Here is a 25,476-nt window from a genome sequence, read left to right as displayed (position 1 = left end):
GACGTCTGCGTGCGTCTGGCCTGGTGGTCTGCGTTGTCCTGCCGGGCCGTCTGCTGCGGCCCCGCACCGACGTCTGCGTGCGTCTGGCCTGGTGGTCTGCGTTGTCCTGCCGGGCCGTCTACTGCGGCCCCGTATCGACGTCTGCGTGCGTCTGGCCTGGTGGTTTGCGTTGTCCTGCCGGGCAGTCTGCTGCGGCCCCGCATCGACGCCTGCGTATGTCTGGCCTGGTGGCTTGGGCAGCCTGGCCCGGGTCTGCGTCAGCCACATGCTGGGGTCGGCCCGGCCCGGTTGCCTGCGGCAGCCCTGCCCGGCCGCCTGCCACGGCCCCACACCGACGCCTGCGTACGCCTGGCCTGGTGGCCTGCGTCAGCCTGGAGCTGGCCCGGTTCTCTGCGTCAGTCCGGCGCGGTGGTCTGCGTCAGTCCCGCTCCGATGCCTGTGTCGGCAGGGTGCGAGCGTCTGAGGTGGTCCCGTCCGCCGGCCCGCCTCGGCTCGCTGCGATGTCCGTGTTCGCTGGGTGCGGTGGCCTGGGTCAGCCTGGCCCGGGTCTGCGTCAGTCCCCTGCTCGGCTCGGCTCGGCTCGGGCGCCTGCCGTGGTCCCGTCCGCCGGCCCGCCTCGGCTCGCTGCGATGTCCGTGTTCGCTGGGTGCGGTGGCCTGGGTCAGCCTGACCCGGGTCTGCGTCAGTCCCCTGCTCGGCTCGGCTCGGCCCGGCCGCCTGCCGTGGTCCCGTCCGCCGGCCCGCCTCGGCTCGCTGCGATGTCCGTGTTCGCCCGGCCTGGTGGCCTGCGTCAGCCTGGCCCGGGTCTGCGTCAGTCCCCTGCTCGGCTCGGCCTGGCCCGGGCGCCTGCCGTGGTTCCGTACACCGGCCTGCGTCAGCTCGCTTCGACGCCGCCTGGCGCGGGGTGGCCGCGTCAGCCCGGCCCCCGGTCTGGGACGGCCCCGCTCCGATGCCCGCGTCAGCCCAGCCCCGGTCTGGGACGGCCCCGCTCAGATGCCCGTGTCAGCCCGGCCTCCGGTCTGGGGCAGCCCCGCTCCGATGCCAGCGTCAGCCCGGCCCGGTCTGGGACGGCCCCGCTCAGATGCCCGTGTCAGCCCGGCCCCGGTCTGGGACGGCCCCGCTCCGATGCCCGTGTCAGCCCGGCCCCTGGCTGGGACGGCCACGCTCCGACCCGTGTCAGCCCGGTCCGGGCGTCCGCGGTGGTTCCGTCCGGGCGCCCGTGTCAGTCGCGTCCGATCGGGGCCAGCACCGCGTCCGTCAGCTTCGCCAGGTCCTCCGGTGCCAGCTCCACCTCAAGACCCCGCCGGCCCGCCGAGACGCAGATCGTCGGGTGGGCCCCGGCCGAGTCGTCGAGGACCGTGGGGAGCCTCTTGCGCTGGCCGAGCGGGGAGATGCCGCCGCGGACGTACCCCGTGGTGCGTTCGGCGAGGGTCGGGTCGGCCATGGTGGCCCGCTTGCCGCCCACCGCCGCCGCGAGGGCCTTGAGGTCAAGGGAGCCGGCCACCGGGACCACGCCGACCACCAGGGAGCCGTCCACGTCGGCGACGAGTGTCTTGAAGACGCGCTCGGGGGAGACGCCCATGGCCTCGGCCGCCTCCTCGCCGTAGGAGGGGTGCGAGGGGTCGTGGTCGTAGGCGTGGACGGTGAAGTCCACGCCCGCCGCCGTCAGGGCGACCGTCGCGGGCGTTCCCCCGGGCTGCTGCTTCTTCGGTTTCCTGGCCATCGGTTGTCGGGCTTCCCTCAGTCCCTCGGTCCCTCGGTCCCTCAGTTCAGGCTCGTCGGTGTCCGCGTCAGCTCGAACATGGGCAACGACGGCAGGTTACGGATGATGGCCGTCTCCGCGCGAAGGAGTTTCAATTCGTCGCGCAGCCGGGACGCGGTGTCCGGGGCCTGGAGCAGCCGTTGCTTCGTCGGCGTGTCGTGCACCATCGCCGCGGCCACCAGGTACGACACCACGCCGGGGTCGTCCGGCAGGTCGGTGCCGGTGGACAGCGAGCGCTCGCGGGCGCCGGCGAGCCGCTTCTGGTACTGGCGGAAGGAGCGCAGGACGCCCTCGGCCAGCGCGCCGGCCTCGTCCCCGGGCTCCTCCGGCAGCTCCTCCAGCTCCGCGGTCAGGAACGGCCCCGACGCGTCCACGGACAGCAGCCGGACCCGGGTGGTGCCCGTGGCCAGCACCTCGAACGTGCCGTCGGGCCGCTCCCGGACGGTCGCCGCGTCCGCCACGCAGCCCACCCCGTGGAAGGCCTTGACGGGGTCGGGTCCGAAGCCGGCGGTCGGGCCGCGTTCGGGCTGGGCCGTGGGATCCGGCATGCCCGGGGCGCTCGGGGCGACCTCGTGGCCGTCACGGATGGCGACGACGGCGAACCGGCGCGGCTCGTCCTCGGGGGTCTTCATCAGCTCGCGCATCATGGCGCGATAACGCTCCTCGAAGACGTTCAGCGGCAGCACGAGCCCGGGGAACAGCACCGAGTTCAGCGGAAAGAGCGGGAGACGGACGGTGGTCACGGCGCCCCAGCCTAGTGGTCGCCGGCGCACACGTGTCCGCCCCGGCCCTCCAGGGGTGCCGCGGGCGCCGTCAGCAGCTCGGCCGGCGCGGGCCGCGGGCCCGCCGTCTCCAGGTGCTCGCGCAGCCGCAGGAAGTGGCCGAGGGGGTCGTCCGAGAAGCGGTCCCAGGGGAAGGACGTGGCGTACGGACCGATCAGGCGCAGCTGGGCGCGGGCCTCGTCGTACCGGTCCAGCCGCAGCAGCACGTACAGCAGCTTGTTGCGGACCTCGGCGGGCCACGGGTCGGCCGCCGGGAAGCGCCCGGAGAGGCCGATCGCGCGGTCGGCCGCCGCGTCCAGCCGGGCGCGCGGCACCTCCGGCCCGCGGCCGTCGGTCAGCCAGCCGAACGCGGCCCGGGCGGGCAGGGCCTGCACGAGCGAGCCGGCCGGGGCGTCCTGCGCGGCCCGGTCGGCGAAGTCGAAGCAGGCGAGGTGGCAGTCGCGCCCGAAGGTGGCGAGGTAGCGCAGGGCGGCCACATGGCAGCCGTAGTGGTGCGGGGCGCGCCGGACCGCCGCCTCCCACAGTTCCTCGAAGTAGCGGTGCCCGGCCCGCGAGCCGCGGGCGTGGTCGAGCGCGATCCGCCAGGGCACCGGGTCGCGGTCGTCGGCGCGGGCGGCGGCGGTGATGAGCGGGCTCACCTCGCGCAGCAGCTCGGCGCGGGCCGGCGAGGGCCAGGCGCGGTCCACCGCCAGCTGGGCCCCGACCACCAGCACCCCGGGGTCGTCCGGGTCGGCGGCGCGCCAGTCCTCGTACCACTCGGGGCGTGAGCGGGCGAAGGCGCTCAGGCGTCGCACGTACCGGTCCCGGTCCTCCCACTCGGCCCCGGCGCGGGTGGCGGCGAGCAGGCCGGCCGCGGCGCCGTACTCGCCCCGGCCGGCCGCGACCAGCGCGGGGGAGAGGCGGTCGTCGGGCGCGTCGAGCACGGCCTCGTCCCCGGCGGGGGGCTGTCCGGCCGGGCGTGCGGTGCGTTTGGTCATCCGGGTGGGGCGGATGAACGAGGGCAGCAGAGCCATGGTGCCGACCATTGAAAGTCCGCAGGTCGGGGCCGCGCCAGTGGGCCTGGACAAGTGACGGAAAGTTGTATCCCCGACGGTCAAGGACCGGTAAAAGGTGAAGGTTCAAGTGGTGACGGAATTGTGTGCTCCGTCTGGAGGGTCACGCCCGCACCCGGCGTCAGCTGCGCCGCAGCAGCCTCGTCGCCCCCGCCGCCACCGTCGTCGCCAGGACCCAGCCGGCCAGGATCAGCACCGTCGCCAGCCACTGCCAGCCGCCGCTCAGCTGCCACTGGCCGGCCTGCCCCAGGTCGATCACCGGCAGCAGCAGGTCCAGCGTGAACAGGGCCGGGCTCCAGGCCGGATGCCCGCCGGAGTTGAGCGGCGGATGGTCCGCGTGCGCGAACGCGAGGGTGCCCGCCGCCCAGAGCACCGTCATCCACACCAGGGCCCGGCCCGGACGGTAGCCGTAGGCGACCGTCCAGTCCTGGGCGTACCCCCAGAACTTGCCGGCCAGCGGCAGCGTCTCGCGCCGCCGGCGCTGCTTGGCGAGGAGCACCTCGCGGGCGTCCTCGTCCTCCCCGGCGGCGCGCAGCACGGCGGCCAGCCGCTCGTACGGCTCCGGCGCGTACTCGGCGGTGGCCGCCGACACCCAGTCCAGGCGCTCGGTCAGCGGGAACGGGCCCTGCGGCACCAGGTTCTCGTAGGCGAAACCGCCCATGTGCAGCCGGCCCGCGTCCGGCCAGCTGCCGGACCGGTCCACCAGGTTCACCACCCGCGCGCCGGACAGCACCACCTTGCCCCGCTGCGGCTTGTCCCCCAGGAAGCGCAGCTCCGGGGTCTGCACCCGGCGCAGCGACAGCTCCTGGTCGTCGGTGAGGTCGAACCGGGCCCGCTCCAGGTCCACGGCGTCCCCGAACCGCCCGTCGTCCAGGCGCACCCCGCCCCGGCAGTCGAACGGCTGGATGCGGGTCCCGCGCGCGGGAGTCGTCCCGCTCAGCAGCGGGCTGCCCACCCCGGCCGGGGTCAGGTACAGGGTGCGCTCGACCGTCAGCTGGGGGGCGTTCAGGGCGTAGCGGGAGTAGGGGTTGGCGAGCCTCGCGCCGCGCAGACTGAGCGAGACGCCGATCTGGGCACCCCGCAGGCTGAACTCGCCGTGCGACTCCAGCATCTCCGCCTGGAGGTCCTGGCCGACGGTCAGGCCGTCCGCCGCGATCGACCGTCCGCCGCGGTCGCGGTACGCGATCGCCTGGTTGAGCAGCAGATCGGTGCCGATGTGCGCGTCCGTCAGCCGGACCCCGCCCGGGAACCGGCAGCGCGGCAGGTGCAGATCGCCCTCGGTGTGCACGCGGGCCGCCTCCAGGCGCGGCACCGAGCAGTCCACCAGGCGCACGGTCGTGAACCGGGCCTCCGGCAGCCGGACCTCCTCGTCGAAGCGGCAGCCGGTCAGCTCGACGTAGGGGGTGACCTGGCCGCCCGCCAGGTCCAGCGGGCCGGTGATCCGCACGCCGACGAGCTTCAGCGCGGACACCCGGCCGGCCAGCGCCGGCGGTCCGTCCAGCAGCAGCCAGCAGACGATGCGGGCCCGCACGGTCCGCTCGGGACCCCAGGGGTGCCCGCCGTGCGGATCGTCCACCACGAAGTCGCCGCAGCTCAGGTCGTAGACGCTGCCGTTGCGGAAGGCCTGCCACATGCCCGCCTCGGCCGCGGTCAGGTCGTCCGGCAGATCCCCGGTGCGGATGCCGGCCCCCTCGGTCACCGTTCCCCCTCCCGGTTCAGTGGTGTTCCAGCGGATTTCGTACAGCCGTTCATGCCCGCTGCGTGACCCCCGGAACACCACACGTGAAGGTGATCTTCCGCGTTCCGGCCAGCCTATGTACCAGCCATTGGTCCACGTTCTGTATCAGCCATTGATACGCGCGGACGGTTGCCGACACCGGTCTGAGAGAATTGGGACTGTGATTTCCCGAATCGATCTGCGCGGCGACGCCCTTCCCGAGGGCCCGGCCCTGCGCGACCTGCTGCCCCGAGCCGACTTCGACGTTCAGGCCGCCCTGGAGAAGGTGCGCCCGATCTGCGAGGCCGTGCATCATCGCGGCGACGCGGCGCTGATCGACTTCGCCGAGAAGTTCGACGGAGTACGGCTGGAAACCGTCCGTGTCCCGGCCGAGGCGCTCACCGACGCGCTCGCCGGTCTCGACCCGGCCGTGCGCGCCGCCCTGGAGGAGTCCATCCGCCGCGCCCGGCTGGTCCACCGCGAGCAGCGCCGTACGACGCACACCACGCAGGTGGTGCCCGGCGGCTCGGTGACCGAGAAGTGGGTGCCGGTCGAGCGCGTCGGCCTCTACGCGCCCGGCGGCCGGTCCGTGTACCCGTCCTCCGTGGTCATGAACGTCGTCCCGGCCCAGGAGGCGGGGGTCGAGTCGATCGCGCTCGCCTCCCCGGCCCAGGCCGCGTTCGGCGGGCTGCCGCACCCCACCATCCTCGCCGCCTGCGCCCTGCTCGGCGTGGACGAGGTGTACGCGGCGGGCGGCGCCACCGCCGTCGCGATGTTCGCGTACGGCACCGAGTCCTGCCCGCCCGCGAACATGGTCACCGGCCCCGGCAACATCTGGGTCGCCGCGGCCAAGCGCTACTTCACCGGCAAGATCGGCATCGACGCCGAGGCCGGCCCCACCGAGATCGCGATCCTCGCGGACGCCGGCGCCGACCCGGTGCACGTCGCCGCGGACCTGATCAGCCAGGCCGAGCACGACCCGCTCGCGGCGGCCGTCCTCGTCACCGACTCCGTCGAGCTGGCGGACGCGGTGGAGAAGGAGCTGGAGCCGCAGGTCGCCGCCACCCGGCACATCCAGGACCGGATCGTGCCCGCCCTCAAGGGCAGGCAGTCCGCGATCGTCCTCGTGGACGGCGTCGAGGAGGGCCTGAAGGTGGTCGACGCCTACGGCGCCGAGCACCTGGAGATCCAGACCGCCGACGCCGCCGCGGTCGCCGACCGGGTCAGGAACGCGGGCGCGATCTTCATCGGCCCCTGGGCCCCCGTCTCGCTCGGCGACTACGCGGCCGGGTCCAACCACGTCCTGCCCACCGGCGGCTGCGCCTGCCACTCCTCGGGCCTGTCCGTGCAGTCCTTCCTGCGCGGCATCCACGTCGTCGACTACACGAGGGAGGCGCTGGCCGAGGTCGCGCACCACGTGGTGACGCTGGCGGAGGCCGAGGACCTGCCGGCGCACGGCGCGGCGATCAAGGCGAGGTTCGGCTGGAAGGTACCCGAGAGCAAGTGAGCGACGTGCGGATCGACGATCTCCCCGTACGGGACGAGCTGCGAGGCAAGTCCCCCTACGGCGCGCCCCAGCTGGACGTCCCCGTACGGCTGAACACCAACGAGAACCCGTACCCCCTGCCCGAGCCGCTGGTCGAGCGGATCGCGGAGCGGGTGCGGGAGGCCGCCCGTGACCTGAACCGCTACCCCGACCGGGACGCGGTCCAGCTGCGCACGGAGCTGGCCGCCTACCTGACCAGGACCGGCGGTCACCCGCTCGGCCCGGAGAACGTGTGGGCCGCCAACGGCTCCAACGAGGTCATCCAGCAGCTGCTGCAGACCTTCGGCGGGCCGGGCCGTACCGCCCTCGGCTTCGAGCCGTCGTACTCGATGCACGCGCTCATCGCGCGCGGGACCGGCACCGGCTGGATCTCCGGCCCGCGCGGCGAGGACTTCGGGATCGACCTGCCCGCCGCGGAGCGGGCCATCGCCGAGCACAGGCCGGACGTCGTCTTCGTCACCACCCCCAACAACCCCACCGGCAACGCGGTACCGGCGGAGACGGTCCTCGCGCTGTACGAGGCGGCGCAGGCGGCCAAGCCGTCGATGGTGATCGTGGACGAGGCGTACGTCGAGTTCAGCCACGGCGCCTCGCTGCTGCCGCTGCTGGAGGGCCGCCCCCACCTGGTCGTCTCCCGGACGATGTCCAAGGCGTTCGGCGCGGCCGGCCTGCGCCTCGGCTACCTCGCCGCCGATCCGGCGGTCGTGGACGCCGTCCAGCTGGTCCGGCTGCCGTACCACCTGTCGGCGATCACCCAGGCGACCGCGCTGGCCGCGCTGGAGCACACCGACACGCTGCTGGGCTACGTCGAGCAGCTGAAGGCCGAGCGGGACCGGCTGGTCGCCGAGCTGCGCGCGATCGGCTACGAGGTCACCGAGTCCGACGCGAACTTCGTCCAGTTCGGCCGGTTCGCCAGCGCCCACGAGGCCTGGCGGAAGATCCTCGACCGGGGCGTCCTGGTCCGGGACAACGGCGTACCGGGATGGCTGCGGGTGTCCGCCGGCACCCCGGAGGAGAACGACGCGTTCCTCGACGCGGTCCGTGAGTTGAAGAAGGAGCTGTAACGCATGAGCCGCACAGGACGCATGGAGCGCACCACCAAGGAGACGTCGGTGCTGGTCGAGATAGACCTCGACGGCACCGGGAAGACCGACATCGCCACCGGCGTCGGCTTCTACGACCACATGCTCGACCAGCTCGGCCGGCACGGTCTGTTCGACCTGACCGTGAAGACCGACGGCGACCTGCACATCGACTCCCACCACACCATCGAGGACACCGCCCTCGCGCTCGGCGCCGCCTTCAGGCAGGCCCTCGGCGACAAGGTGGGCATCTACCGCTTCGGCAACTGCACGGTCCCGCTGGACGAGTCGCTGGCGCAGGTGACGGTCGACCTGAGCGGCCGGCCCTACCTCGTGCACACCGAGCCCGAGACCATGGCGCCGATGATCGGCGAGTACGACACGACGATGACCCGGCACATCCTGGAGTCCTTCGTCGCCCAGGCGCAGATCGCGCTGCACGTGCACGTACCGTACGGGCGCAACGCGCACCACATCGTGGAGTGCCAGTTCAAGGCGCTGGCCCGGGCGCTGCGCTACGCCTCCGAGCGCGACCCGCGCGCGGCCGGCATCCTCCCCTCCACGAAGGGCGCGCTGTAACCCCATGAACGGTCTGTCGACCCTCCTGATCGTCGTCGGCCTCTTCCTGGCCGGCGGCATCATCTCCTTCGTCAAGCAGAAGATGCCCACCAGCCTGATCGTGCTGCTCTCGATCGGTGCGGGCCTGTGCCTGGTGGCGGGCGTCATGCGGCTGGAGGTGTGGAATTGAGCACCGCTGCGAAGAAGGTCGTCGTCTTCGACTACGGCTTCGGCAACGTCCGCTCGGCCGAGCGTGCCCTCGCGCGCGTGGGTGCCGACGTCGAGATCACCCGTGACTTCGACAAGGCGATGAACGCCGACGGCCTGCTGGTGCCGGGCGTCGGCGCGTTCGCCGCCTGCATGAAGGGCCTGCGCGAGGCGCGCGGCGACTGGGTCGTGGACCGCCGGCTGTCCGGCGGGCGCCCGGTCATGGGCATCTGCGTCGGCATGCAGATCCTCTTCGCGCGGGGCATCGAGCACGGCGTCGAGGCCGAGGGCCTGGACGAGTGGCCCGGCACGGTCGAGCCGCTCCAGGCCGACGTCGTGCCCCACATGGGCTGGAACACCGTCGACGCCCCGGCCGGCTCCCGGCTGTTCGCCGGCCTGGACGCCGACGCGCGCTTCTACTTCGTGCACTCCTACGCCGTCCACGAGTGGCGGCTGGAGACCCACAACCCCGTGATCGAGGCCCCTCGGGTCACCTGGTCGACGCACGGCAAGCCGTTCGTCGCCGCCGTGGAGAACGGCGCCCTGTGGGCCACCCAGTTCCACCCCGAGAAGTCCGGCGACGCCGGTGCCCAGCTCCTCACCAACTGGATCGGAACCCTGTAGACCATGGCCAAGCTCGAACTCCTCCCCGCCGTCGACGTCCGCGACGGCCAGGCCGTCCGCCTCGTGCACGGCGAGTCCGGGACCGAGACCTCCTACGGCTCCCCGCTGGAGGCCGCCCTCGCCTGGCAGCGCTCCGGCGCCGAGTGGCTGCACCTGGTCGACCTGGACGCCGCGTTCGGCACCGGCGACAACCGAGCCCTGATCGCCGAGGTCGCCGAGGCGATGGAGATCAAGGTGGAGCTGTCCGGCGGCATCCGGGACGACGACACCCTCGCGGCCGCCCTCGCCACCGGCTGCACCCGGGTCAACCTCGGTACCGCGGCCCTGGAGACCCCCGAGTGGGTCGCCAAGGTCATCGCCGAGCACGGCGACAAGATCGCCGTCGGCCTGGACGTGCGCGGCACCACCCTGCGCGGCCGCGGCTGGACCCGCGACGGCGGCGACCTGTACGAGACCCTGGAGCGCCTCGACAAGGAGGGCTGCGCGCGGTACGTCGTCACCGACATCGCCAAGGACGGCACGCTCCAGGGCCCGAACCTGGAGCTGCTGAGGAACGTGTGTGCCGCCACGGACCGTCCGGTCGTGGCCTCCGGCGGCGTGTCGTCCCTGGACGACCTCCGCGCCCTCGCCGGGCTGGTACCCCTCGGTGTCGAGGGCGCCATCGTAGGGAAGGCGCTGTACGCGAAGGCGTTCACCCTGGAAGAGGCCTTGGAGGCTGTGTCGTCATGAGCGGTGCCGTGCGGCGTGTGCAGAGCGGAAGTCCCTGGGAAGAGTCCTTCGGTTTTGCACGCGCCGTCGCGGCGGGCGACCGTGTGCTGGTGGGGGGCACGACGTCCTTCAAGGGCACCGTGCTGTACGGGGAGGGCGACCCGTACGAACAGGCCAAGGTGGCCTTCACCAGCGCGGTCGAGGCGATCGGCGAGTTCGGGCTCGGCGTCGAGTCCGTGATCCGTACGCGGATGTACCTGACCCACGCGCGGGACGTGGACGCGGTCGGCCGCGCCCACAAAGAGCTGTTCGACACCGTCCGCCCGGCCTCGACCCTGCTGGTCGTGGAGGGCTTCGTCGATCCGCGCATCCTGGTCGAAGTAGAACTCGAAGCATTCAGAGGAGCCTGAGCAGTCATGACCCTGGCGGTCCGAGTCATCCCCTGCCTGGACGTGGACAACGGCCGGGTCGTCAAGGGCGTCAACTTCCAGAACCTGCGCGACGCGGGCGACCCCGTCGAGATGGCCAAGGTGTACGACGCCGAGGGCGCCGACGAGCTGACGTTCCTGGACATCACCGCGTCCTCCGGCGACCGGGAGACGACGTACGACGTGGTGCGCCGCACCGCCGAGCAGGTGTTCATCCCGCTGACGGTCGGCGGCGGTGTCCGCACGGCCGAGGACGTGGACAGGCTGCTGCGGGCGGGCGCCGACAAGGTGGGCGTGAACACCGCCGCGATCGCCCGTCCCGACCTGATCCGCGAGATCGCCGAGCGGTTCGGACGCCAGGTCCTGGTGCTGTCGGTGGACGCCCGCCGCACTCCCGAGGGCACCTTCGAGGTGACCACCCACGGCGGCCGGCGCGGCACCGGCATCGACGCGGTGGAGTGGGCGCACCGGGCGGCCGAGCTGGGCGCGGGGGAGATCCTGCTGAACTCCATGGACGCGGACGGCACCAAGGACGGCTACGACCTGGAGATGATCGCGGCGGTGCGCAAGCACGTGACCGTCCCGGTGATCGCCTCCGGCGGCGCCGGCAGGCTCGCCGACTTCCCCCCGGCCGTCGAGGCGGGCGCGGACGCGGTCCTGGCCGCGTCGGTGTTCCACTTCGGCGACCTGAGGATCGGCGAGGTGAAGGAGACGCTGCGGGGGGCGGGGCACCCCGTGCGGTGACCCCGCCGTGAGGTGACCGCCCCGCGCGGGCCCCGGCCGTGAGGGCCGGGGCCTTCTCTTCGCCCGGACGCGCAAGAGAAATTGCGCAAGGACCGTTGCGCAATTTCTCTTTCATGTCTAGGGTCGCGGCATGCCCCGCGAGGAGAACCGCCGGATCACGGACATCGGCACGCTCAAGGCGCTCGCCCATCCGCTGCGCATGAAGCTGTACCGGCTGCTGTTCGTCGCCGAGGTCGCCACGGCCTCGCAGCTGGCCGAGCAGGTGGACGAGGCGGTCTCGCTCGTCAGCTACCACCTGCGCAAGCTGGCCGCGCACGGCCTGGTGGAGGAGGCCGAGCCGCGGAGTTCGGACGGGCGCGAGCGGTGGTGGCAGCCGTCGTCCGAGGGCGTCTCCATCCGTGACGCGGACTTCCGGGACGCACCCGAGAAGGCGGCCGCGCACCTGGCGGCGTCCCGGCTGTTCCTGGAGCAGCGCGCCGAGATGTACCGGAGGTACCTCGACGAGCGCGCCCGCTGGGGGCCCGAGTGGAACGCGGCGGCGCACGACTCGGAGGCCCTGCTGCGCCTCACCGCCGGCGAACTCGCCGAGCTGAAGAAGGACCTGGACGAGCTGCTCAAGCGGTACGACGAGCAGGGCCGGGCCCGCGAGGAGGCCGGCGACACCGAGGGACGCGAGCATGTCGCGGTGCACGTGTACGGCTTCCCGTTCCGCGTCTGACGTCTGAGAGGACAGCCCTCCCGTGACCGCCACGCTCGTGCCGCCCGCGACCACGCAGGCCCACCGCGACCCCAACGTCCTGCGCTGGCTCGGCGCCTACACGGCCTCGATGCTCGGCGACAGCGTCTACTACCTCGCCCTGTCCTGGGCCGCCGTCCAGGCCGGCACCCCCGCGCAGGCCGGGCTCGTGATGTCCGCCAGCGCCGTCCCCCGGGCCGTGCTGATGCTCGGCGGGGGCGTGATCGCCGACCGGCTGGGACCGAGACGCGTCGTCATCGGCAGTGACGCCGTACGGTGCGGTGCCGTCCTGGCGGTGGCCGCCCTGCTGTTCCTCACCAGCCCCGGACTGTGGCCGCTCGCCCTGCTGGCGGTGGTCTTCGGCGCCGTCGACGCCGTCTTCCTGCCCGCCGTGGGCGCCCTGCCGGCCAGGATCACCGGGAAGGACCAGCTCGCCCGCGTCCAGGGCATGCGCGGCCTCGCCATCCGCTGCGCGAGCGTCCTCGGTGCCCCGCTCGGCGGCCTCGGCGTGGCGCTCGGCGGCGCCCCGGCCGCCTTCGCCCTGGCCGGCGCGCTCATCGCCGTCTCGGTGCCGCTGCTGGTCTGCGTACGCGTGCGGAACCTGCCCCAGGACGGCACCCGCCGCGCGGAGCGGACTCCCTGGAGCGACCTCGGGGAGGGCCTGCGGTACGTCCGGCGGCACCCGGTGCTGGGGCCGCTGATGCTCGCCATCGCCCTCGGCGACCTGGGTTTCGTCGGCCCCCTGAACGTCGGACTGACCCTGCTCGCCGACCGGCGCGGCTGGGGCGCCTCCGGGATGGGCTGGGTGCTGGCCGGGTTCGGCGCCGGGGCGGGCGCCGCCTCGCTGCTGCTCGCCGTCCGGGGCCGGCTGCCGCGGGCGGGACTGGTCACCGGGTACGCCGTCATCGCCGGCTCGGTGGCCATCGGCACCCTCGCCCAGGTCCCGGCCCTCCCGGCCGCCGTCGGCACCGCCGCGGTCGTCGGACTGCTCACCGGCCTGAGCGGCGCGATGTGCGGCGCCCTGCTCCAGACCCAGGCCGACCCCGCCTACCTCGGCCGGGTCACCTCCGTCTCCAGCCTGGTCAGCCTCGGCCTCACCCCGCTGAGCATGCCGTTCGCCGCCGCGGCGATCGGGGCGTGGGGCCCCGGCCCGGTGTTCGTCGTCAGCGCGGCCGTCTGCGGGCTCGGCGGGGTCGTCGCCCTCGCCGTACCGGGCCTGCGCCGCGCGGAACTCCCCGGCTGACCGCCGTCACCCCGTCGGCTGGACCAACTGCACCAGGTTGCCCACCGTGTCGTCGAACACCGCCGCCAGCACCGGGCCCTGCTCCTGCGGCGGATGCGTGAACCGGACACCGAGGCCGCTCAGCCGCTCGTACTCGCCTCGGAGGTCGTCCACCGAGAAGACGATGCACGGCAGCCCCGCCTCGTGCAGCGCCCGGCGGTACGGCTCCGCGATCGGGCCCTCGCCGGGCTCCAGCAGCAGCTCCAGGTCCCGCTGGGCCCCCTCCCGCGCCCCGACCGTCACGAAGAGCGTGCCGCCGCCGAGATCCATGTGGGTGCGGGTCTCGAAGCCGAGGACACCGGTGTAGAAGGCGTGCGCCTTCGGCACGTCGTCCACGTACACGCCGGTCATCGCCACCTTGATCATGCCGGTCCTCTCAGATGCCCAGCTGCTTCGACTCGTGCAGCCGGTCGATCGCCTCGGCGTCGCCCTCCAGGTCCACCCTGGCCGCGCGCTGCCGGCCGTACGCGAACATCAGCAGCTCCGACGGCTCACCGGTCACCGTGACCACCGGCGTGCCCCGGTGCGCCACCGCCGTCTGGCCGTCCGGCCGGCGCAGCACCAGCCCCGTGGGCACGCCCCGGCCCATCAGCCGCGCCACGCGTTCGAGCCGGGACCACAGCGCGTCCTGGAACACCGGGTCCAGCTCGCGCGGACCCCAGTCCGGCTGGGCGCGGCGGACGTCCTCCGTGTGGACGTAGAACTCCACGATGTTGGCCGCCTCGTCGACCTGCTTGAGCTGGAACGGCGAGAACCGCGGCGGACCGGTACGGATCAGCTGGATCAGCTCCTCGTACGGCTTGGCGGTGTACTCGGCCATCACCTTCTCCAGGCGCGACGCGAGCTGTTTGAGCAGCGCGCCCCCGGCCGCGTCCGGGCGGCGCTCGCGCACGACCACGTGCGCGGCCAGGTCCCGGGTGCGCCAGCCCTCGCAGAGGGTCTCGGCATCCGGCCCGACGGTCTCCAAGAGGTCGGCGAGGAGGAGCCGTTCACGCTTGGCAAAGGTCGACATGCGGTCAGCCTACGACCACGTACACGTCCCGCCCACCCGTCACCCCGGCCACCACCCCGCACGGGTCGCCCCGCGCCGTCCGCGACCATGTGATGGACGGCCGCGTCCCGCTCCCGGTCCCGCGCGGCAGAATGTGACCCATGACCAGTACGACCGGTGCACCCCGGCCCAGCAGCCTCGACCCGGAGATCGCCGCGCGGCTCAAGCGCAGCGCCGACGGGCTCGTCCCCGCCATCGCCCAGCAGTACGACACCGGCGAGGTGCTCATGCTCGGCTGGATGGACGACGAGGCGTTGCACCGGACGCTGACCACCGGCCGCTGCACCTACTGGTCGCGCAGCCGCCGGGAGTACTGGGTCAAGGGCGACACCTCCGGCCACTTCCAGCTGGTGAAGTCGGTCGCCCTGGACTGCGACGCCGACACCCTGCTGGTCAAGGTCGACCAGGTGGGCGCCGCCTGCCACACCGGCGCGCGCACCTGCTTCGACGCGGACGTGCTCCTCGCGGACGCCGGTTCCGGCGTACCCGGATCCGGTCAGTAAGGTCAGCCGCCATGGAACTGGAGACCTTCCGCAAGCTGGCCACCGACCGGCGCGTCATCCCGGTCACGCGCAAGCTCCTCGCCGACGGCGACACCCCGGTCGCGCTCTACCGCAAGCTCGCCGCCGAGCGCCCCGGCACCTTCCTGCTGGAGTCCGCGGAGAACGGCCGTTCCTGGTCGCGCTACTCCTTCGTCGGCGTCCGCAGCGCCGCCACGCTCACCGTCCGCGACGGCCGGGCCCACTGGCTCGGCGTCCCGCCCATCGGCGTCCCCGCGGACGGCGACCCCCTCCAGGCCCTGCGCGCCACCCTGCAGGCCCTCCACACCCCGCACCAGGAGGGCCTGCCCCCCTTCACCGGCGGCATGGTCGGCTACCTGGGCTACGACATCGTCCGCCGCCTGGAGAAGATCGGCCCCGGCGAGCACGACGACCTGCGGCTGCCCGAACTGACCATGCTGCTGACCAGCGACCTCGCGGTGATGGACCACTGGGAGGGCTCGGTCCTGCTGATCGCCAACGCGATCAACCACAACGACCTGGACACCGGCGTCGACGAGGCCTACGCGGACGCCGTGGCCCGCCTGGACGCCATGGAGGCGGACCTGACCCGCCCGGTCGCCCAGCCCCCGGCGCACCTTCCGCCCTCCGAGCTGCCCGAGTACACCGCCCGGTGGGGCGGCCCCGACTTCCAGCGGGCCGTCGAGGACGTCAAGGAGCGCATCCGCGCCGGCGAGGCCTTCCAGGTGGTGCCCTCCCAGCGCTTCGAGACCGCGTGCACGGCGAGCGCCCTGGACGTCTACCGGGTCCTGAGGGCCACCAACCCCTCCCCGTACATGTACCTGTTCCGCTTCGACGGCTTCGACGTCGTCGGCTCCTCCCCCGAGGCCCTGGTCAAGGTCGAGGACGGGCGCGCGATGGTCCACCCCATCGCCGGCACCCGGCACCGCGGGGCCACCCCGCAGGAGGACCAGGCCCTCGCCGAGGAGCTGCTCGCCGACCCCAAGGAGCGCGCCGAGCACCTGATGCTGGTCGACCTCGGGCGCAACGACCTCGGCCGGGTCTGCGAGCCCGGCTCCGTCGAGGTGGTCGACTTCATGTCCATCGAGCGGTACTCGCACGTGATGCACATCGTCTCCACCGTCACCGGCAGGGTGGCCCCCGGCCGCACGGCCTTCGACGTGCTCACCGCGTGCTTCCCGGCCGGCACCCTCTCCGGCGCCCCCAAGCCTCGCGCGATGCAGATCATCGACGAACTGGAGCCGTCCCGCCGCGGTCTGTACGGCGGCTGCGTCGGCTACCTGGACTTCGCCGGCGACTCCGACACCGCGATCGCCATCCGTACGGCCCTGCTCCGCGATGGCACCGCCTACGTCCAGGCGGGCGCCGGCGTGGTCGCCGACTCCGACCCGGTCGCCGAGGACCAGGAGTGCCGCAACAAGGCGGCGGCGGTGCTGCGGGCGGTGCACACGGCGAACCGCCTGGCGCGGTAGGACGCGTCTCATACCAACCCCGGGTGACGGTTCGCCCGGGGTTCAGGCGATAGTGGAGTACGTGACTGCTGTACCTCACCCCCGTTCCGAAGCCGCCGCGACCGCCCGGTCCGGCCGGCGGAGCCTCGCCGTGGCCCTCCTGTGCGGTGCGCTCGGCGCGGCCGTGACGCTGCTCGCGACCCGGCAGCGCTGGGCGGAGGGCACCGCGACGGTGGCCGGCGGCGCGTTCCCGCTGACCGCCAAGGGCAGCGACGTCACGGGCGTCCCCGCGGCCCTCGCCATAGTGGGCCTCGCCGCCCTCGTCGCCGTCTTCGCCGTCCGCCGCGCCGGCCGGCTCCTCGTGTCCGGGCTGCTCACGCTGTCCGGCGCCGGGATCGCCGCCGCGGCCCTGGCGGCCGCCGCCGACGGCTCCGCCCTGGACGAGCAGGCCGCCAAGGCCAGCGGCGACACCTCCGCCACGGTCGACGCGCTCACCCACACCGCCTGGCCCTACGTCGCGGCCGCCGGCGGCGTCCTGATCCTGCTCGCCGGACTGCTCGCCCTGCGCTACGGCCGCCTGTGGCCCGCGATGTCCGGGCGGTACGAGCGCGGCACCGCCCGCCCGGGGCGCGGCGCCCGCCCGGCCGACCCGGAGCGCCCCGAGGAGATCTGGAAGGCCCTGGACCGGGGCGAGGACCCCACGGGCGCCTGACCCCCGGACGCGGCGGGGGATGTGGTGAACCAGACGCCACCCCCGCGTCCGGCACACGCACGCGTACGGGACAATGGACGGCGAGCGTCCGGCTCGTACGACACACAGACAGCAACGAGGAGCAAGTCATGGCGGGCAGCAGCCACGGTCACACCCCGGCCGCCTGGACCGGTGTCATCATCGCCTTCATCGGTTTCTGCGTCGCGGGTGCCTTCATGGTGATGGCCCAGCCCGTCGGCTTCTGGGCCGGCATGGCGCTGATCCTCCTCGGAGGTGTGGTCGGCGGCATCATGCGCGCCATGGGCCTCGGCCAGCCGAAGCAGGCCCGCGCCCTGCCGCACACCGCCCCCGCGGCGACGCGCGAGCCGGCGGCCGCGGAGAGCTGAGTCCCGGGTTGTCGCGAGGGGCGGTCCGGCATCCGGAGGGATGCTGCGGACCGCCCCTCGCGTTCGCCCCGTGCGTCGGACCCGTGTGCCGCACGCGCGTGTGCGGCAGGGGCGGCCGCCCGTGAGGCGGGGTCGTGACCGGCGGGGGAGAATGGCCGCGTGAACGTCTCCAGCAGGCCGGCCGCGCCCCCCGTCCCCGTCCGGCGGCGGATCGGCGCGCCGGTGGGGCTGCTCGCGGCCGCGGCCGTGGCCTTCGCGTACGTGGGGGCCGTGGACCCCAACCAGCCCGGGCACTACCCGGTCTGCCCGCTGTACCAGCTCACCGGGCTGTACTGCCCGGGCTGCGGAGGGCTGCGGAGCACCCACGCCCTCGTCCACGGCGATCTGCTCGGCGCGCTGCGCGACAACGCGCTCGCTGTACCGGCCTACCTGGGGCTCGGCGTGCTGTGGACCGTGTGGGCGGCCCGCACGGCACGCGGGCGGCCGGTGCGCTTCGAGCTCACAACGGCCCGGCTGTGGGCCCTCGGAGCGGTGCTGCTGACGTTCACCGTCGTCCGGAACCTGCCGTTCGGTGGCTGGCTCCACCCTTGATCGAACGACGAATGTCCAGGTAGTGGGACCGGCCTCCGCCGGATGCGAAGCCTGGGCGTTCGTGCGGATACCATCGCATTGACCACGGGTTTTCAGAACCTGAAGGAACCACCGTCTGGAAGGGGGCCGCTCGCGTGAGTGTGCTCGACGAGATCATCGACGGAGTCCGTGCCGACCTCGCGGAGCGGCAGGCACGCGTCACCCTCGACGAGCTCAAGGAGCGTGCGGCGAAGGCCCCCGCCGCCAAGGACGGGGTGGCCGCACTCAAGGGCGACGGCGTCAAGGTGATCTGCGAGGTCAAGCGCTCCAGCCCCTCCAAGGGCGCGCTGGCGGCGATCGCCGACCCGGCCGGACTCGCCGCGGACTACGAGGCGGGCGGCGCCGCCGTCATCTCCGTCCTCACCGAACAGCGCCGCTTCGGCGGTTCGCTGGCCGACCTGGAGACCGTCCGCGCGCGCGTGGACATCCCCGTCCTGCGCAAGGACTTCATCGTCACGTCGTACCAGCTCTGGGAGGCCCGGGCGTACGGCGCCGACCTCGCGCTGCTGATCGTGGCCGCCCTGGACCAGCCGGCCCTGGAGTCGCTGATCGAGCGGGCGGTGTCCATCGGCCTGACCCCCCTGGTCGAGGTGCACGACGAGGACGAGGTCGAGCGGGCGGTGGACGCGGGCGCCAGGATCATCGGCGTCAACGCGCGCAACCTGAAGACGCTGGAGGTGGACCGCGGCACCTTCGAGCGGGTCGCCCCGGAGATCCCGGACCACATCGTCAAGGTCGCCGAGTCCGGCGTGCGCGGCCCGCACGACCTGATCGCCTACGCCAACGCCGGCGCCGACGCCGTGCTGGTCGGCGAGTCCCTGGTGACCGGCCGCGACCCGAAGGCCGCCGTCGCCGATCTGGTGGCGGCCGGCGAACATCCCGCTTTGCGCCACGGGCGGGGCTGAACCCCGGTAAGCTGACCGCGATGACCACGGAGACCACCCACCCGGCCAGGGACCCGTACGCCCGCCTCGCGCGCGGCTGCCGGCCCCGTGGTTGCCGTGCGCCCGCGAGGCGTGTGCACGGGCGACGGGTGCGGTACGTCATCGGTGACGAACCCGGGCAGGTCAACGGCATGCGATGGCAGCGCGCCCCGAAGGGGCGCGGGGCCCTGTCCTAGGCGCGGCTGTCGCCGCGCGTGCACGAGCATCCCCTTTACGGCCCGCGGCCGTACGACAACCCCGCCCCCACGGCGATCAGTGTCTTTTCCGCACACTCACCGTGAGGTTTCCGCATGCCCAGCGACTACTTCATTCCCGACCCCGACGGTCACATCCCCAGCGCCCAGGGTTACTTCGGCGCGTTCGGCGGCAAGTTCATCCCGGAGGCCCTCGTCGCCGCCGTGGACGAGGTCGCCGTCGAGTACGACAAGGCCAAGAACGACCCGGAGTTCGCCCGCGAGCTGGACGACCTGCTGGTCAACTACACCGGCCGCCCGTCGGCGCTCACCGAGGTGCCCCGCTTCGCCGAACACGCCGGCGGCGCCCGTGTGTTCCTCAAGCGCGAGGACCTCAACCACACCGGCTCCCACAAGATCAACAACGTGCTCGGCCAGGCCCTGCTCACCAAGCGCATGGGCAAGACCCGGGTCATCGCCGAGACCGGCGCCGGCCAGCACGGCGTCGCGACGGCCACCGCCTGCGCGCTGTTCGGCCTCGACTGCACCATCTACATGGGCGAGGTCGACACCCGGCGCCAGGCCCTCAACGTCGCCCGGATGCGCATGCTCGGCGCCGAGGTCGTCGCCGTGAAGTCCGGCAGCCGCACCCTCAAGGACGCCATCAACGAGGCGTTCCGGGACTGGGTCGCCAACGTCGACCACACCCACTACCTGTTCGGCACGGTCGCGGGCCCGCACCCCTTCCCGGCCATGGTCCGCGACTTCCACCGGGTCATCGGCGTCGAGGCCCGCCGCCAGCTCCTGGAGCGCGCCGGCCGCCTCCCGGACGCGGCCATCGCCTGCGTCGGCGGCGGCTCCAACGCCATCGGTCTCTTCCACGCCTTCATCCCCGACGACGGCGTCCGCCTCATCGGCTGCGAGCCCGCCGGCCACGGCATCGAGACCGGCGAGCACGCGGCCACCCTCACCGCCGGCGAGCCCGGCGTCCTGCACGGCTCCCGGTCCTACGTCCTGCAGGACGACGAGGGCCAGATCACCGAGCCCTACTCGATCTCGGCCGGTCTGGACTACCCGGGTATCGGCCCCGAGCACTCCTACCTCAAGGACAGCGGTCGCGCCGAGTACCGCGCGGTCACCGACGACGCCGCCATGCAGGCCCTGCGCCTGCTGTCGCGCACCGAGGGCATCATCCCGGCCATCGAGAGCGCGCACGCGCTGGCCGGGGCCCTGGAGGTCGGGAAGGAACTGGGCAGGGACGGCCTGATCGTCGTCAACCTGTCCGGCCGCGGCGACAAGGACATGGACACCGCCGCCCGCTATTTCGGTCTGTACGACACCGACGCCGAGGTGGCCGCCGACGCGGCCGACACCGCCGAGATCGAGGGGGACGCCAAGTGAGCGGGACCATCCAGCTGCTGACCGACACCCTCGCCGCCGCCAAGGCCGAGGGACGCTCCGCGCTCATCGCCTACCTCCCGGCCGGCTTCCCGACCGTGGACGGCGGCATCGACGCGGTCAAGGCCGTCCTGGACGGCGGCGCCGACATCGTCGAGGTGGGCCTGCCGCACAGCGACCCGGTCCTCGACGGTCCGGTCATCCAGACCGCCGACGACCTCGCCCTGAAGGGCGGCGTGAAGATCGCCGACGTCATGCGTACGGTCCGGGAGGCGTACGAGGCCACCGGGAAGCCGGTGCTCGTCATGACCTACTGGAACCCCATCGACCGCTACGGCGTCGAGCGCTTCACCGCCGAGCTGGCCGAGGCGGGCGGCGCGGGCTGCATCCTGCCCGACCTGCCGGTGCAGGAGTCGGCGCTGTGGCGCGAGCACGCGGAGAAGCACGGTCTGGCGACGGTCTTCGTCGTGGCGCCGAGCAGCAGGGACGAGCGGCTCGCCGAGATCACCGCGGCGGGCAGCGGCTTCGTCTACGCGGCCTCGCTGATGGGCGTCACCGGCACCCGTGAGTCGGTCGGCGAGCAGGCCCAGGACCTGGTCCGGCGCACCCGCGGCACGGGCACCGAGCTGCCCGTCTGCGTCGGGCTCGGCGTCTCCGACCAGGCCCAGGCCGCCGAGGTCGCCGGCTTCGCCGACGGCGTGATCGTCGGTTCGGCGTTCGTGAAGCGGATGCTGGAGGCCCCCGACCACGCCACCGGCATCGCGGCGGTCCGCGAGCTGGCCGGGGACCTGGCGAAGGGTGTGCGCGGACAGGCGTAGACGGCCGCGGCGGCGGACGTCACCGTCGGCGCACGTCCCGTCTCGGATGATTCGATCACTCGAACGGGTGGACCTCGGGCCGGGGAGGCGCGCTGCGCCTCCCCGGTTCGTTCTGGGGGTGTGAGCGAGAAGAACCGTGACGGAAAGCGCACCGCCCGGGAGCGGCTGGCGGTCGAGCGTGAGAAGCAGAAGTCCGCGGAGAGGCGACGGCGTGCGCTGATCGTGGGCGCGAGCGTCGTCTGCGTCCTGGGCCTCGCGGCGGTGATCGGCGTCCTCGCCGCGAACGCCGGCAAGGACAAGAAGAGCAGCGCCGGTCCGGCCGTGGCGCCCTCCGGCGCACAGGGCAAGGACAGCCTCGCCATCCCGGTCGGCAAGGACGGCGCCAAGTCGACGCTCACCGTCTGGGAGGACTTCCGCTGCCCGGCCTGCCAGGCCTTCGAGGTGGCGTACCGCCCGACACTCCACGAACTGACCGACGCCGGCAAGCTCAGAGTCGAGTACCACCTGGTCCGGCTGATCGACGGCAACCTCGGCGGCAGCGGCTCGCTGCGCGCCGCCAACGCCGCGGCCTGCGCCCAGGACGCCGGCCGGTTCCGCGACTACCACGACGTGCTGTACGCGAACCAGCCGAAGGAGACCGACGACGCCTTCGCGGACAACGACACGCTGATCAAGCTGGCCGGCAAGGTGAAGGGCCTCGACACCCCCGCCTTCCGCAAGTGCGTCAAGGACGGCACCCACGACACCTGGGTGAACAAGTCCAACCAGGCCTTCCGGACCGGCGGCCTCTCCGGCACGCCCACGGTCCTGCTCGGCGGCAAGAACATCTACCAGGACCAGACGATGACCCCGGCCAAGCTCAAGCAGATGGTGGAGGACGCCGACCGACGGTAAGCGTTTCTCACGCCCCCGTTATGGACCCGTAGCCAGGCTGCTTGCCGTCCCCACGGCCCGGCACGGTAGCGTCGGACATGCCATGAACCTTGCCTATATCCCCAGCCCGTCGCACGGGGTGCTGTACCTCGGCCCCATCCCGCTGCGCGGCTACGCCTTCTGCATCATCATCGGCGTCTTCGTCGCCGTCTGGTTCGGCAACAAGCGCTGGATCGCCCGTGGCGGGCAGTCCGGCACGGTCGCCGACATCGCCGTCTGGGCCGTGCCGTTCGGCCTGGTCGGCGGCCGGCTCTACCACGTGATCACGGACTACGAGCTGTACTTCAGCGAGGGCCGTGACTGGGTGGACGCCTTCAAGGTGTGGGAGGGCGGCCTGGGCATCTGGGGGGCGATCGCGCTCGGCGCGCTCGGCGCGTGGATCGGCGCGCGGCGCCGGGGCGTGCCGATGCCCGCCTACGCCGACGCCGTCGCGCCCGGCATCGCCTTCGCGCAGGCCATCGGCCGCTGGGGCAACTGGTTCAACCAGGAGCTGTACGGCCGGGAGACGCATCTGCCCTGGGCGCTGCACATCACCTCCTCCGAGGGCGGCCGGGTCCCGGGCTACTACCACCCGACCTTCCTGTACGAGTCCCTGTGGTGCATCGGCGTCGGCCTGCTGGTCATCTGGGCGGACCGCCGTTTCAAGCTGGGTCATGGCCGGGCGTTCGCCCTGTACGTCGCCGCGTACTGCGTGGGCCGCGGCTGGATCGAGTACATGCGGGTGGACGACGCCCACCACATTCTGGGCCTCCGCCTCAACGACTGGACGGCGCTGATCGTCTTCCTGCTGGCGGTGGCGTACATCGTCGTGTCGTCGAAGAAGCGGCCGGGCCGGGAAGCGGTGGTGGAGCCGGGTGCGTCCGGTGGCCCGGCGGAGAGTGTCTCCGGCGGTCCGGCGGAGAGCGTCGCCGGTGGTTCGGCCGATGGTGCCTCCGGTGGTTCGGCCGAGGCCACGCGCGCTGTCGACGAGGGCGAGGAGAAGGCCGGGGACTCCGAGCAGTCGCCGAAGGACGAGGCGGAGTCGGCCGGGAAGAGCTGACCCCGCTGGTCTTTACGGCGCCGAGGGCGCCCGGCACGCGGCGGTAGCCGCACGGAAACGGCCGGGCGCCCTCGGCGTGTGCCCGCGGCCGGCCGCGGAGGGTGCGGCACCGCCGGATCCGGGCCGGTGGCACCGGTCGCCACTGCCACGGAAGGCGCCTCAGCCGTCGGCTCCGTACGCTCTGCCCGCCAGGGACAGGGTGCGCCGGGCCATCGCCACCACCGCCGCGTCGACGAAGCGGCCGTCCGGGAGGGCCTGGGCGCCCTCTTCGGCCGAGGCCGCCTCGACGACCGTCTCGGCGTGTTCGATCTCCGCCGCCGTGGGCAGATAGGCCCGCTCGATCACCGGCAGCTGGCGGGGGTGGATCGCGGCACGGCCCAGGAAGCCGAGGGCCCGGCCGTGGGCGCAGGAGGCGGACAGGCCGTCGAGATCGCGGATGTCCGGATGGACGGTCTGGGAGGGTGGGGCCAGCCCCGCCGCACGCGCGGCGACGATCACCCGGGAGCGAGGCCAGTCCAGACCCGCGTCGGCCCGTACCCCCAGGTCGGCCCGGAGGTCCGCCTCGCCCAGGGCGATGCCCCGCAGGGCGGGGTGGGCGGTGGCGATGGCGTAGGCGTGCTCGACGGCGAGAGCCGACTCCAGCAGCGCGTAGAGGGGCACGGGAGTGGCCACGGCGACCTGCCGTACCTGGGCCGGGGTCGTCACCTTCGGCAGCCGCAGCCCGGACAGCCCCGGCAGGCCGGCCAGGGCGGTGAGGTCGGCCGCGGCCCAGGGTGTGTCCGGGGCGTTGACGCGGACGTGCACCGGAACCGGCCCGGGCTCCGTGAGGAGTTCCGCGGTGGCCGTGCGGGCGTACCCCTTGCGGTCCGGGGCGACCGCGTCCTCCAGGTCGACCACCACCACGTCGGCGCCCGCCGTCAGCGCCTTGGCCACGACGTGCGGGCGGTCGCCGGGGACGTACAGCCAGGTCAGCGGGAACCCGGTCACAGGGCGCCCTCCGCACGCAGGGCCGCGATGTCGGCCGGGGCGAGGCCCAGTTCCGTGAGCACGGCCTCCGTGTCGGCGCCGTGCGGACGGCCGGCCCAGCGGATCGCGCCGGGCGTGGCGGACAGGCGGAACAGGACGTTCTGCATGCGCAGCGGGCCCAGTTCCGGGTCGTCCACGGTGGTGACCGTGTCCAGGGCCTGGTACTGGGGATCCGCCAGCACGTCCCGGACGTCCTGCACCGGCGCCGCCGCGGCCTCCGCCTCCTCGAAGGCGGCGAGCACCTCGGCGCGGGTGCGGCCGGCGATCCAGGAGCCGACCGCCTCGTCCAGGACGTCGGCGTGGGCGGCCCGCCCCGTGCCGGTGGCGAACCACGGTTCCTCGGTCAGCTCCGGGCGGCCCACCAGCCGCAGCACCCGCTCGGCGACCGACTGCGCCGAGGTGGAGACGGCGACCCAGCAGCCGTCGGCGGTGCGGTAGGTGTTGCGGGGGGCGTTGTTCGCGGACCGGTTGCCGGTGCGTTCCTGGACGTAGCCGAGCTGGTCGTACCAGGTGGGATGGGGTCCCAGGACGGACAGGATCGGTTCGATGATCGCCATGTCGACCACCTGCCCGGCGCCGGTGCGCTCGCGCGCCGCCAGTGCCGTCAGCACGGCGTACGCGGTCGCGAGGCCCGCGACCGAGTCGGCGAGACCGAACGGGGGCAGCGTCGGGGGCGCGTCCGGTTCGCCGGTGACCGCGGCGAAGCCGCTCATCGCCTCGGCGAGGGTGCCGAAGCCGGGACGGCGCGCCGAGGGCCCGAACTGGCCGAAGGCGGTGACCCGGGCGAGCACCAGCCGGGGGTTGGCCGCGGACAGCTCGGCCCAGCCCAGGTCCCATTTCTCCAGGGTGCCGGGGCGGAAGTTCTCGATCACCACGTCGGCGGTGGCGGCGAGCCGCAACAGGGTCGTCCGGCCGCCGGGCGTGGACAGGTCGAGGGTGAGATTCCGCTTGTTGCGGCCGAGCACCTTCCACCACAGGCCGACGCCGTCCTTGGCCGGGCCGTGGCCCCGGGACGGGTCGGGCCGCCGGGGGTGCTCGACCTTGATCACCTCGGCGCCGAAGTCCCCGAGCAGGGTGGCGGCCATCGGCCCGGCGAAGAGGGTCGCCAGGTCCAGCACCCTCAGGCCGTCGAGGGCGAAGGGGGCCCGTGTCGTCGTCCTCATCGT

General features: G+C 73.3%; 29 protein-coding genes. 21 read left to right on the top strand and 8 right to left on the bottom strand.

Annotation, left to right across the window (positions count from 1 at the left end; translation table 11 throughout):
* Positions 1-1,222 precede the first annotated feature (1,222 nt).
* The 4 genes from ybaK to ACZ4VF_RS09295 form a co-directional block, all read right to left on the bottom strand.
* A complete protein-coding gene (gene ybaK, locus ACZ4VF_RS09310) occupies positions 1,223-1,723 on the bottom strand; it encodes a Cys-tRNA(Pro) deacylase (protein WP_467924294.1) in 501 nt (166 codons plus the stop codon).
* A gap of 41 nt (positions 1,724-1,764) precedes the next feature.
* Entirely contained in the window at positions 1,765-2,505 is a 741-nt protein-coding gene (locus ACZ4VF_RS09305) for an LON peptidase substrate-binding domain-containing protein (RefSeq protein WP_467924292.1), read from the bottom strand.
* Positions 2,506-2,516: 11 nt separating this feature from the next.
* Entirely contained in the window at positions 2,517-3,557 is a 1,041-nt protein-coding gene (locus ACZ4VF_RS09300; RefSeq protein ID WP_467924290.1) for a hypothetical protein, read from the bottom strand.
* A 160-nt stretch (positions 3,558-3,717) separates the two neighbouring features.
* Complete coding sequence (locus ACZ4VF_RS09295) at positions 3,718-5,295, bottom strand: oxidoreductase (RefSeq protein ID WP_467924288.1); 1,578 nt, start codon at positions 5,293-5,295, stop codon at positions 3,718-3,720.
* 199 nt (positions 5,296-5,494) lie between these two features.
* Between ACZ4VF_RS09295 and hisD the strand changes: the two genes are divergently transcribed.
* From hisD to ACZ4VF_RS09245, 10 genes are all read left to right on the top strand, one after another.
* On the top strand, positions 5,495-6,820 hold the full coding sequence (gene hisD / locus ACZ4VF_RS09290; protein ID WP_467924287.1) for a histidinol dehydrogenase: 1,326 nt from the start codon (positions 5,495-5,497) through the stop codon (positions 6,818-6,820).
* Positions 6,817-7,923, top strand: coding sequence for a histidinol-phosphate transaminase (locus tag ACZ4VF_RS09285; RefSeq protein ID WP_467924285.1), 1,107 nt, complete (start codon positions 6,817-6,819; stop codon positions 7,921-7,923). The genes hisD and ACZ4VF_RS09285 overlap by 4 nt, the downstream gene beginning before the upstream one ends.
* A 3-nt stretch (positions 7,924-7,926) precedes the next feature.
* Entirely contained in the window at positions 7,927-8,520 is a 594-nt protein-coding gene (hisB, locus tag ACZ4VF_RS09280; RefSeq protein WP_467924283.1) for an imidazoleglycerol-phosphate dehydratase HisB, read from the top strand.
* Between the two features lie 4 nt (positions 8,521-8,524).
* The gene (locus tag ACZ4VF_RS09275; RefSeq protein WP_467924281.1) at positions 8,525-8,689 is read left to right on the top strand and encodes a hypothetical protein; all 165 of its coding nucleotides are present in this window, start codon (positions 8,525-8,527) and stop codon (positions 8,687-8,689) included.
* Positions 8,680-9,330, top strand: a complete 651-nt coding sequence (gene hisH / locus ACZ4VF_RS09270; protein ID WP_467924279.1) for an imidazole glycerol phosphate synthase subunit HisH — start codon at positions 8,680-8,682, stop codon at positions 9,328-9,330. Before ACZ4VF_RS09275 ends, hisH begins: the two co-directional genes overlap by 10 nt.
* A 3-nt stretch (positions 9,331-9,333) precedes the next feature.
* Positions 9,334-10,059, top strand: coding sequence for a bifunctional 1-(5-phosphoribosyl)-5-((5-phosphoribosylamino)methylideneamino)imidazole-4-carboxamide isomerase/phosphoribosylanthranilate isomerase PriA (priA, locus tag ACZ4VF_RS09265; protein WP_467924277.1), 726 nt, complete (start codon positions 9,334-9,336; stop codon positions 10,057-10,059).
* Positions 10,056-10,448 (top strand): RidA family protein, encoded by a 393-nt coding sequence (locus ACZ4VF_RS09260; RefSeq protein WP_467924275.1) that lies wholly within the window; start codon positions 10,056-10,058, stop codon positions 10,446-10,448. The genes priA and ACZ4VF_RS09260 overlap by 4 nt, the downstream gene beginning before the upstream one ends.
* A 6-nt stretch (positions 10,449-10,454) precedes the next feature.
* Positions 10,455-11,210, top strand: coding sequence for an imidazole glycerol phosphate synthase subunit HisF (gene hisF / locus ACZ4VF_RS09255; protein ID WP_467924273.1), 756 nt, complete (start codon positions 10,455-10,457; stop codon positions 11,208-11,210).
* Positions 11,211-11,340: 130 nt separating this feature from the next.
* Positions 11,341-11,928: an ArsR/SmtB family transcription factor gene (locus tag ACZ4VF_RS09250; RefSeq protein ID WP_467924271.1), complete on the top strand. Its 588-nt coding sequence runs from the start codon at positions 11,341-11,343 to the stop codon at positions 11,926-11,928.
* 22 nt (positions 11,929-11,950) lie between these two features.
* Positions 11,951-13,189 (top strand): MFS transporter, encoded by a 1,239-nt coding sequence (locus ACZ4VF_RS09245; RefSeq protein WP_467924269.1) that lies wholly within the window; start codon positions 11,951-11,953, stop codon positions 13,187-13,189.
* Positions 13,190-13,195: 6 nt separating this feature from the next.
* On the opposite strand, the gene ACZ4VF_RS09240 is transcribed toward ACZ4VF_RS09245, so the two are convergent.
* Together ACZ4VF_RS09240 and ACZ4VF_RS09235 are read right to left on the bottom strand one after the other, a co-directional pair.
* A complete protein-coding gene (locus ACZ4VF_RS09240; RefSeq protein ID WP_467924267.1) occupies positions 13,196-13,594 on the bottom strand; it encodes a VOC family protein in 399 nt (132 codons plus the stop codon).
* A 10-nt stretch (positions 13,595-13,604) separates the two neighbouring features.
* Positions 13,605-14,240, bottom strand: a complete 636-nt coding sequence (locus ACZ4VF_RS09235) for a TIGR03085 family metal-binding protein (RefSeq protein ID WP_467924265.1) — start codon at positions 14,238-14,240, stop codon at positions 13,605-13,607.
* Positions 14,241-14,380: 140 nt separating this feature from the next.
* Between ACZ4VF_RS09235 and hisI the strand changes: the two genes are divergently transcribed.
* The 11 genes from hisI to lgt all read left to right on the top strand — a co-directional run bounded on the left by hisI (position 14,381) and on the right by lgt (position 23,284).
* Positions 14,381-14,782 carry a phosphoribosyl-AMP cyclohydrolase gene (gene hisI, locus ACZ4VF_RS09230; protein ID WP_467924263.1) on the top strand — a complete coding sequence of 134 codons (402 nt, stop codon included), beginning with the start codon at positions 14,381-14,383 and terminating at the stop codon, positions 14,780-14,782.
* An 11-nt stretch (positions 14,783-14,793) separates the two neighbouring features.
* A complete protein-coding gene (locus ACZ4VF_RS09225; RefSeq protein ID WP_467924261.1) occupies positions 14,794-16,272 on the top strand; it encodes an anthranilate synthase component I in 1,479 nt (492 codons plus the stop codon).
* Between the two features lie 52 nt (positions 16,273-16,324).
* Entirely contained in the window at positions 16,325-16,963 is a 639-nt protein-coding gene (locus ACZ4VF_RS09220) for a TIGR02234 family membrane protein (RefSeq protein ID WP_467924259.1), read from the top strand.
* 128 nt (positions 16,964-17,091) lie between these two features.
* Positions 17,092-17,349 (top strand): HGxxPAAW family protein, encoded by a 258-nt coding sequence (locus tag ACZ4VF_RS09215; RefSeq protein WP_467924257.1) that lies wholly within the window; start codon positions 17,092-17,094, stop codon positions 17,347-17,349.
* A gap of 159 nt (positions 17,350-17,508) precedes the next feature.
* Positions 17,509-17,940 carry a DUF2752 domain-containing protein gene (locus ACZ4VF_RS09210; RefSeq protein ID WP_467924255.1) on the top strand — a complete coding sequence of 144 codons (432 nt, stop codon included), beginning with the start codon at positions 17,509-17,511 and terminating at the stop codon, positions 17,938-17,940.
* Between the two features lie 134 nt (positions 17,941-18,074).
* The gene (trpC, locus tag ACZ4VF_RS09205; protein ID WP_467924253.1) at positions 18,075-18,884 is read left to right on the top strand and encodes an indole-3-glycerol phosphate synthase TrpC; all 810 of its coding nucleotides are present in this window, start codon (positions 18,075-18,077) and stop codon (positions 18,882-18,884) included.
* 20 nt (positions 18,885-18,904) lie between these two features.
* On the top strand, positions 18,905-19,099 hold the full coding sequence (gene trpM, locus ACZ4VF_RS09200) for a tryptophan biosynthesis modulator TrpM (protein ID WP_467924251.1): 195 nt from the start codon (positions 18,905-18,907) through the stop codon (positions 19,097-19,099).
* 114 nt (positions 19,100-19,213) lie between these two features.
* Positions 19,214-20,497 carry a tryptophan synthase subunit beta gene (trpB, locus tag ACZ4VF_RS09195; RefSeq protein WP_467924249.1) on the top strand — a complete coding sequence of 428 codons (1,284 nt, stop codon included), beginning with the start codon at positions 19,214-19,216 and terminating at the stop codon, positions 20,495-20,497.
* Complete coding sequence (trpA, locus tag ACZ4VF_RS09190) at positions 20,494-21,312, top strand: tryptophan synthase subunit alpha (protein ID WP_467924247.1); 819 nt, start codon at positions 20,494-20,496, stop codon at positions 21,310-21,312. The genes trpB and trpA overlap by 4 nt, the downstream gene beginning before the upstream one ends.
* A 120-nt stretch (positions 21,313-21,432) precedes the next feature.
* Positions 21,433-22,206: a DsbA family protein gene (locus ACZ4VF_RS09185; protein WP_467924245.1), complete on the top strand. Its 774-nt coding sequence runs from the start codon at positions 21,433-21,435 to the stop codon at positions 22,204-22,206.
* A gap of 82 nt (positions 22,207-22,288) precedes the next feature.
* Positions 22,289-23,284: a prolipoprotein diacylglyceryl transferase gene (gene lgt, locus ACZ4VF_RS09180; RefSeq protein WP_467924243.1), complete on the top strand. Its 996-nt coding sequence runs from the start codon at positions 22,289-22,291 to the stop codon at positions 23,282-23,284.
* Positions 23,285-23,443: 159 nt separating this feature from the next.
* Here the strand turns inward: lgt and ACZ4VF_RS09175 are convergent, their stop codons facing one another.
* Complete coding sequence (locus tag ACZ4VF_RS09175; RefSeq protein WP_467924241.1) at positions 23,444-24,271, bottom strand: HpcH/HpaI aldolase/citrate lyase family protein; 828 nt, start codon at positions 24,269-24,271, stop codon at positions 23,444-23,446.
* Positions 24,268-25,473: a CaiB/BaiF CoA transferase family protein gene (locus tag ACZ4VF_RS09170; RefSeq protein WP_467924239.1), complete on the bottom strand. Its 1,206-nt coding sequence runs from the start codon at positions 25,471-25,473 to the stop codon at positions 24,268-24,270. Before ACZ4VF_RS09170 ends, ACZ4VF_RS09175 begins: the two co-directional genes overlap by 4 nt.
* Between the last annotated feature and the right edge of the window lie 3 nt (positions 25,474-25,476).

The sequence above is a fragment of the Streptomyces sp. NPDC029151 genome (assembly GCF_055564315.1).
The sequence above is the reverse complement of the archived record's forward strand: the minus strand, read 5'-3'. Positions and strand labels throughout refer to the sequence as shown.

Coding starts and splice junctions, on each gene's coding strand:
- ybaK (WP_467924294.1), bottom strand. CDS start 1,723: ATGGCCAGGAAACCGAAGAAGCAGCAGCCCGGGGGAACGCCCGCGACG.
- ACZ4VF_RS09300 (WP_467924290.1), bottom strand. CDS start 3,557: ATGGCTCTGCTGCCCTCGTTCATCCGCCCCACCCGGATGACCAAACGC.
- hisB (WP_467924283.1), top strand. CDS start 7,927: ATGAGCCGCACAGGACGCATGGAGCGCACCACCAAGGAGACGTCGGTG.
- ACZ4VF_RS09275 (WP_467924281.1), top strand. CDS start 8,525: ATGAACGGTCTGTCGACCCTCCTGATCGTCGTCGGCCTCTTCCTGGCC.
- priA (WP_467924277.1), top strand. CDS start 9,334: ATGGCCAAGCTCGAACTCCTCCCCGCCGTCGACGTCCGCGACGGCCAG.
- ACZ4VF_RS09260 (WP_467924275.1), top strand. CDS start 10,056: ATGAGCGGTGCCGTGCGGCGTGTGCAGAGCGGAAGTCCCTGGGAAGAG.
- hisF (WP_467924273.1), top strand. CDS start 10,455: ATGACCCTGGCGGTCCGAGTCATCCCCTGCCTGGACGTGGACAACGGC.
- ACZ4VF_RS09250 (WP_467924271.1), top strand. CDS start 11,341: ATGCCCCGCGAGGAGAACCGCCGGATCACGGACATCGGCACGCTCAAG.
- ACZ4VF_RS09240 (WP_467924267.1), bottom strand. CDS start 13,594: ATGATCAAGGTGGCGATGACCGGCGTGTACGTGGACGACGTGCCGAAG.
- ACZ4VF_RS09235 (WP_467924265.1), bottom strand. CDS start 14,240: ATGTCGACCTTTGCCAAGCGTGAACGGCTCCTCCTCGCCGACCTCTTG.
- hisI (WP_467924263.1), top strand. CDS start 14,381: ATGACCAGTACGACCGGTGCACCCCGGCCCAGCAGCCTCGACCCGGAG.
- ACZ4VF_RS09225 (WP_467924261.1), top strand. CDS start 14,794: ATGGAACTGGAGACCTTCCGCAAGCTGGCCACCGACCGGCGCGTCATC.
- ACZ4VF_RS09215 (WP_467924257.1), top strand. CDS start 17,092: ATGGCGGGCAGCAGCCACGGTCACACCCCGGCCGCCTGGACCGGTGTC.
- trpM (WP_467924251.1), top strand. CDS start 18,905: ATGACCACGGAGACCACCCACCCGGCCAGGGACCCGTACGCCCGCCTC.
- trpB (WP_467924249.1), top strand. CDS start 19,214: ATGCCCAGCGACTACTTCATTCCCGACCCCGACGGTCACATCCCCAGC.
- lgt (WP_467924243.1), top strand. CDS start 22,289: ATGAACCTTGCCTATATCCCCAGCCCGTCGCACGGGGTGCTGTACCTC.
- ACZ4VF_RS09170 (WP_467924239.1), bottom strand. CDS start 25,473: ATGAGGACGACGACACGGGCCCCCTTCGCCCTCGACGGCCTGAGGGTG.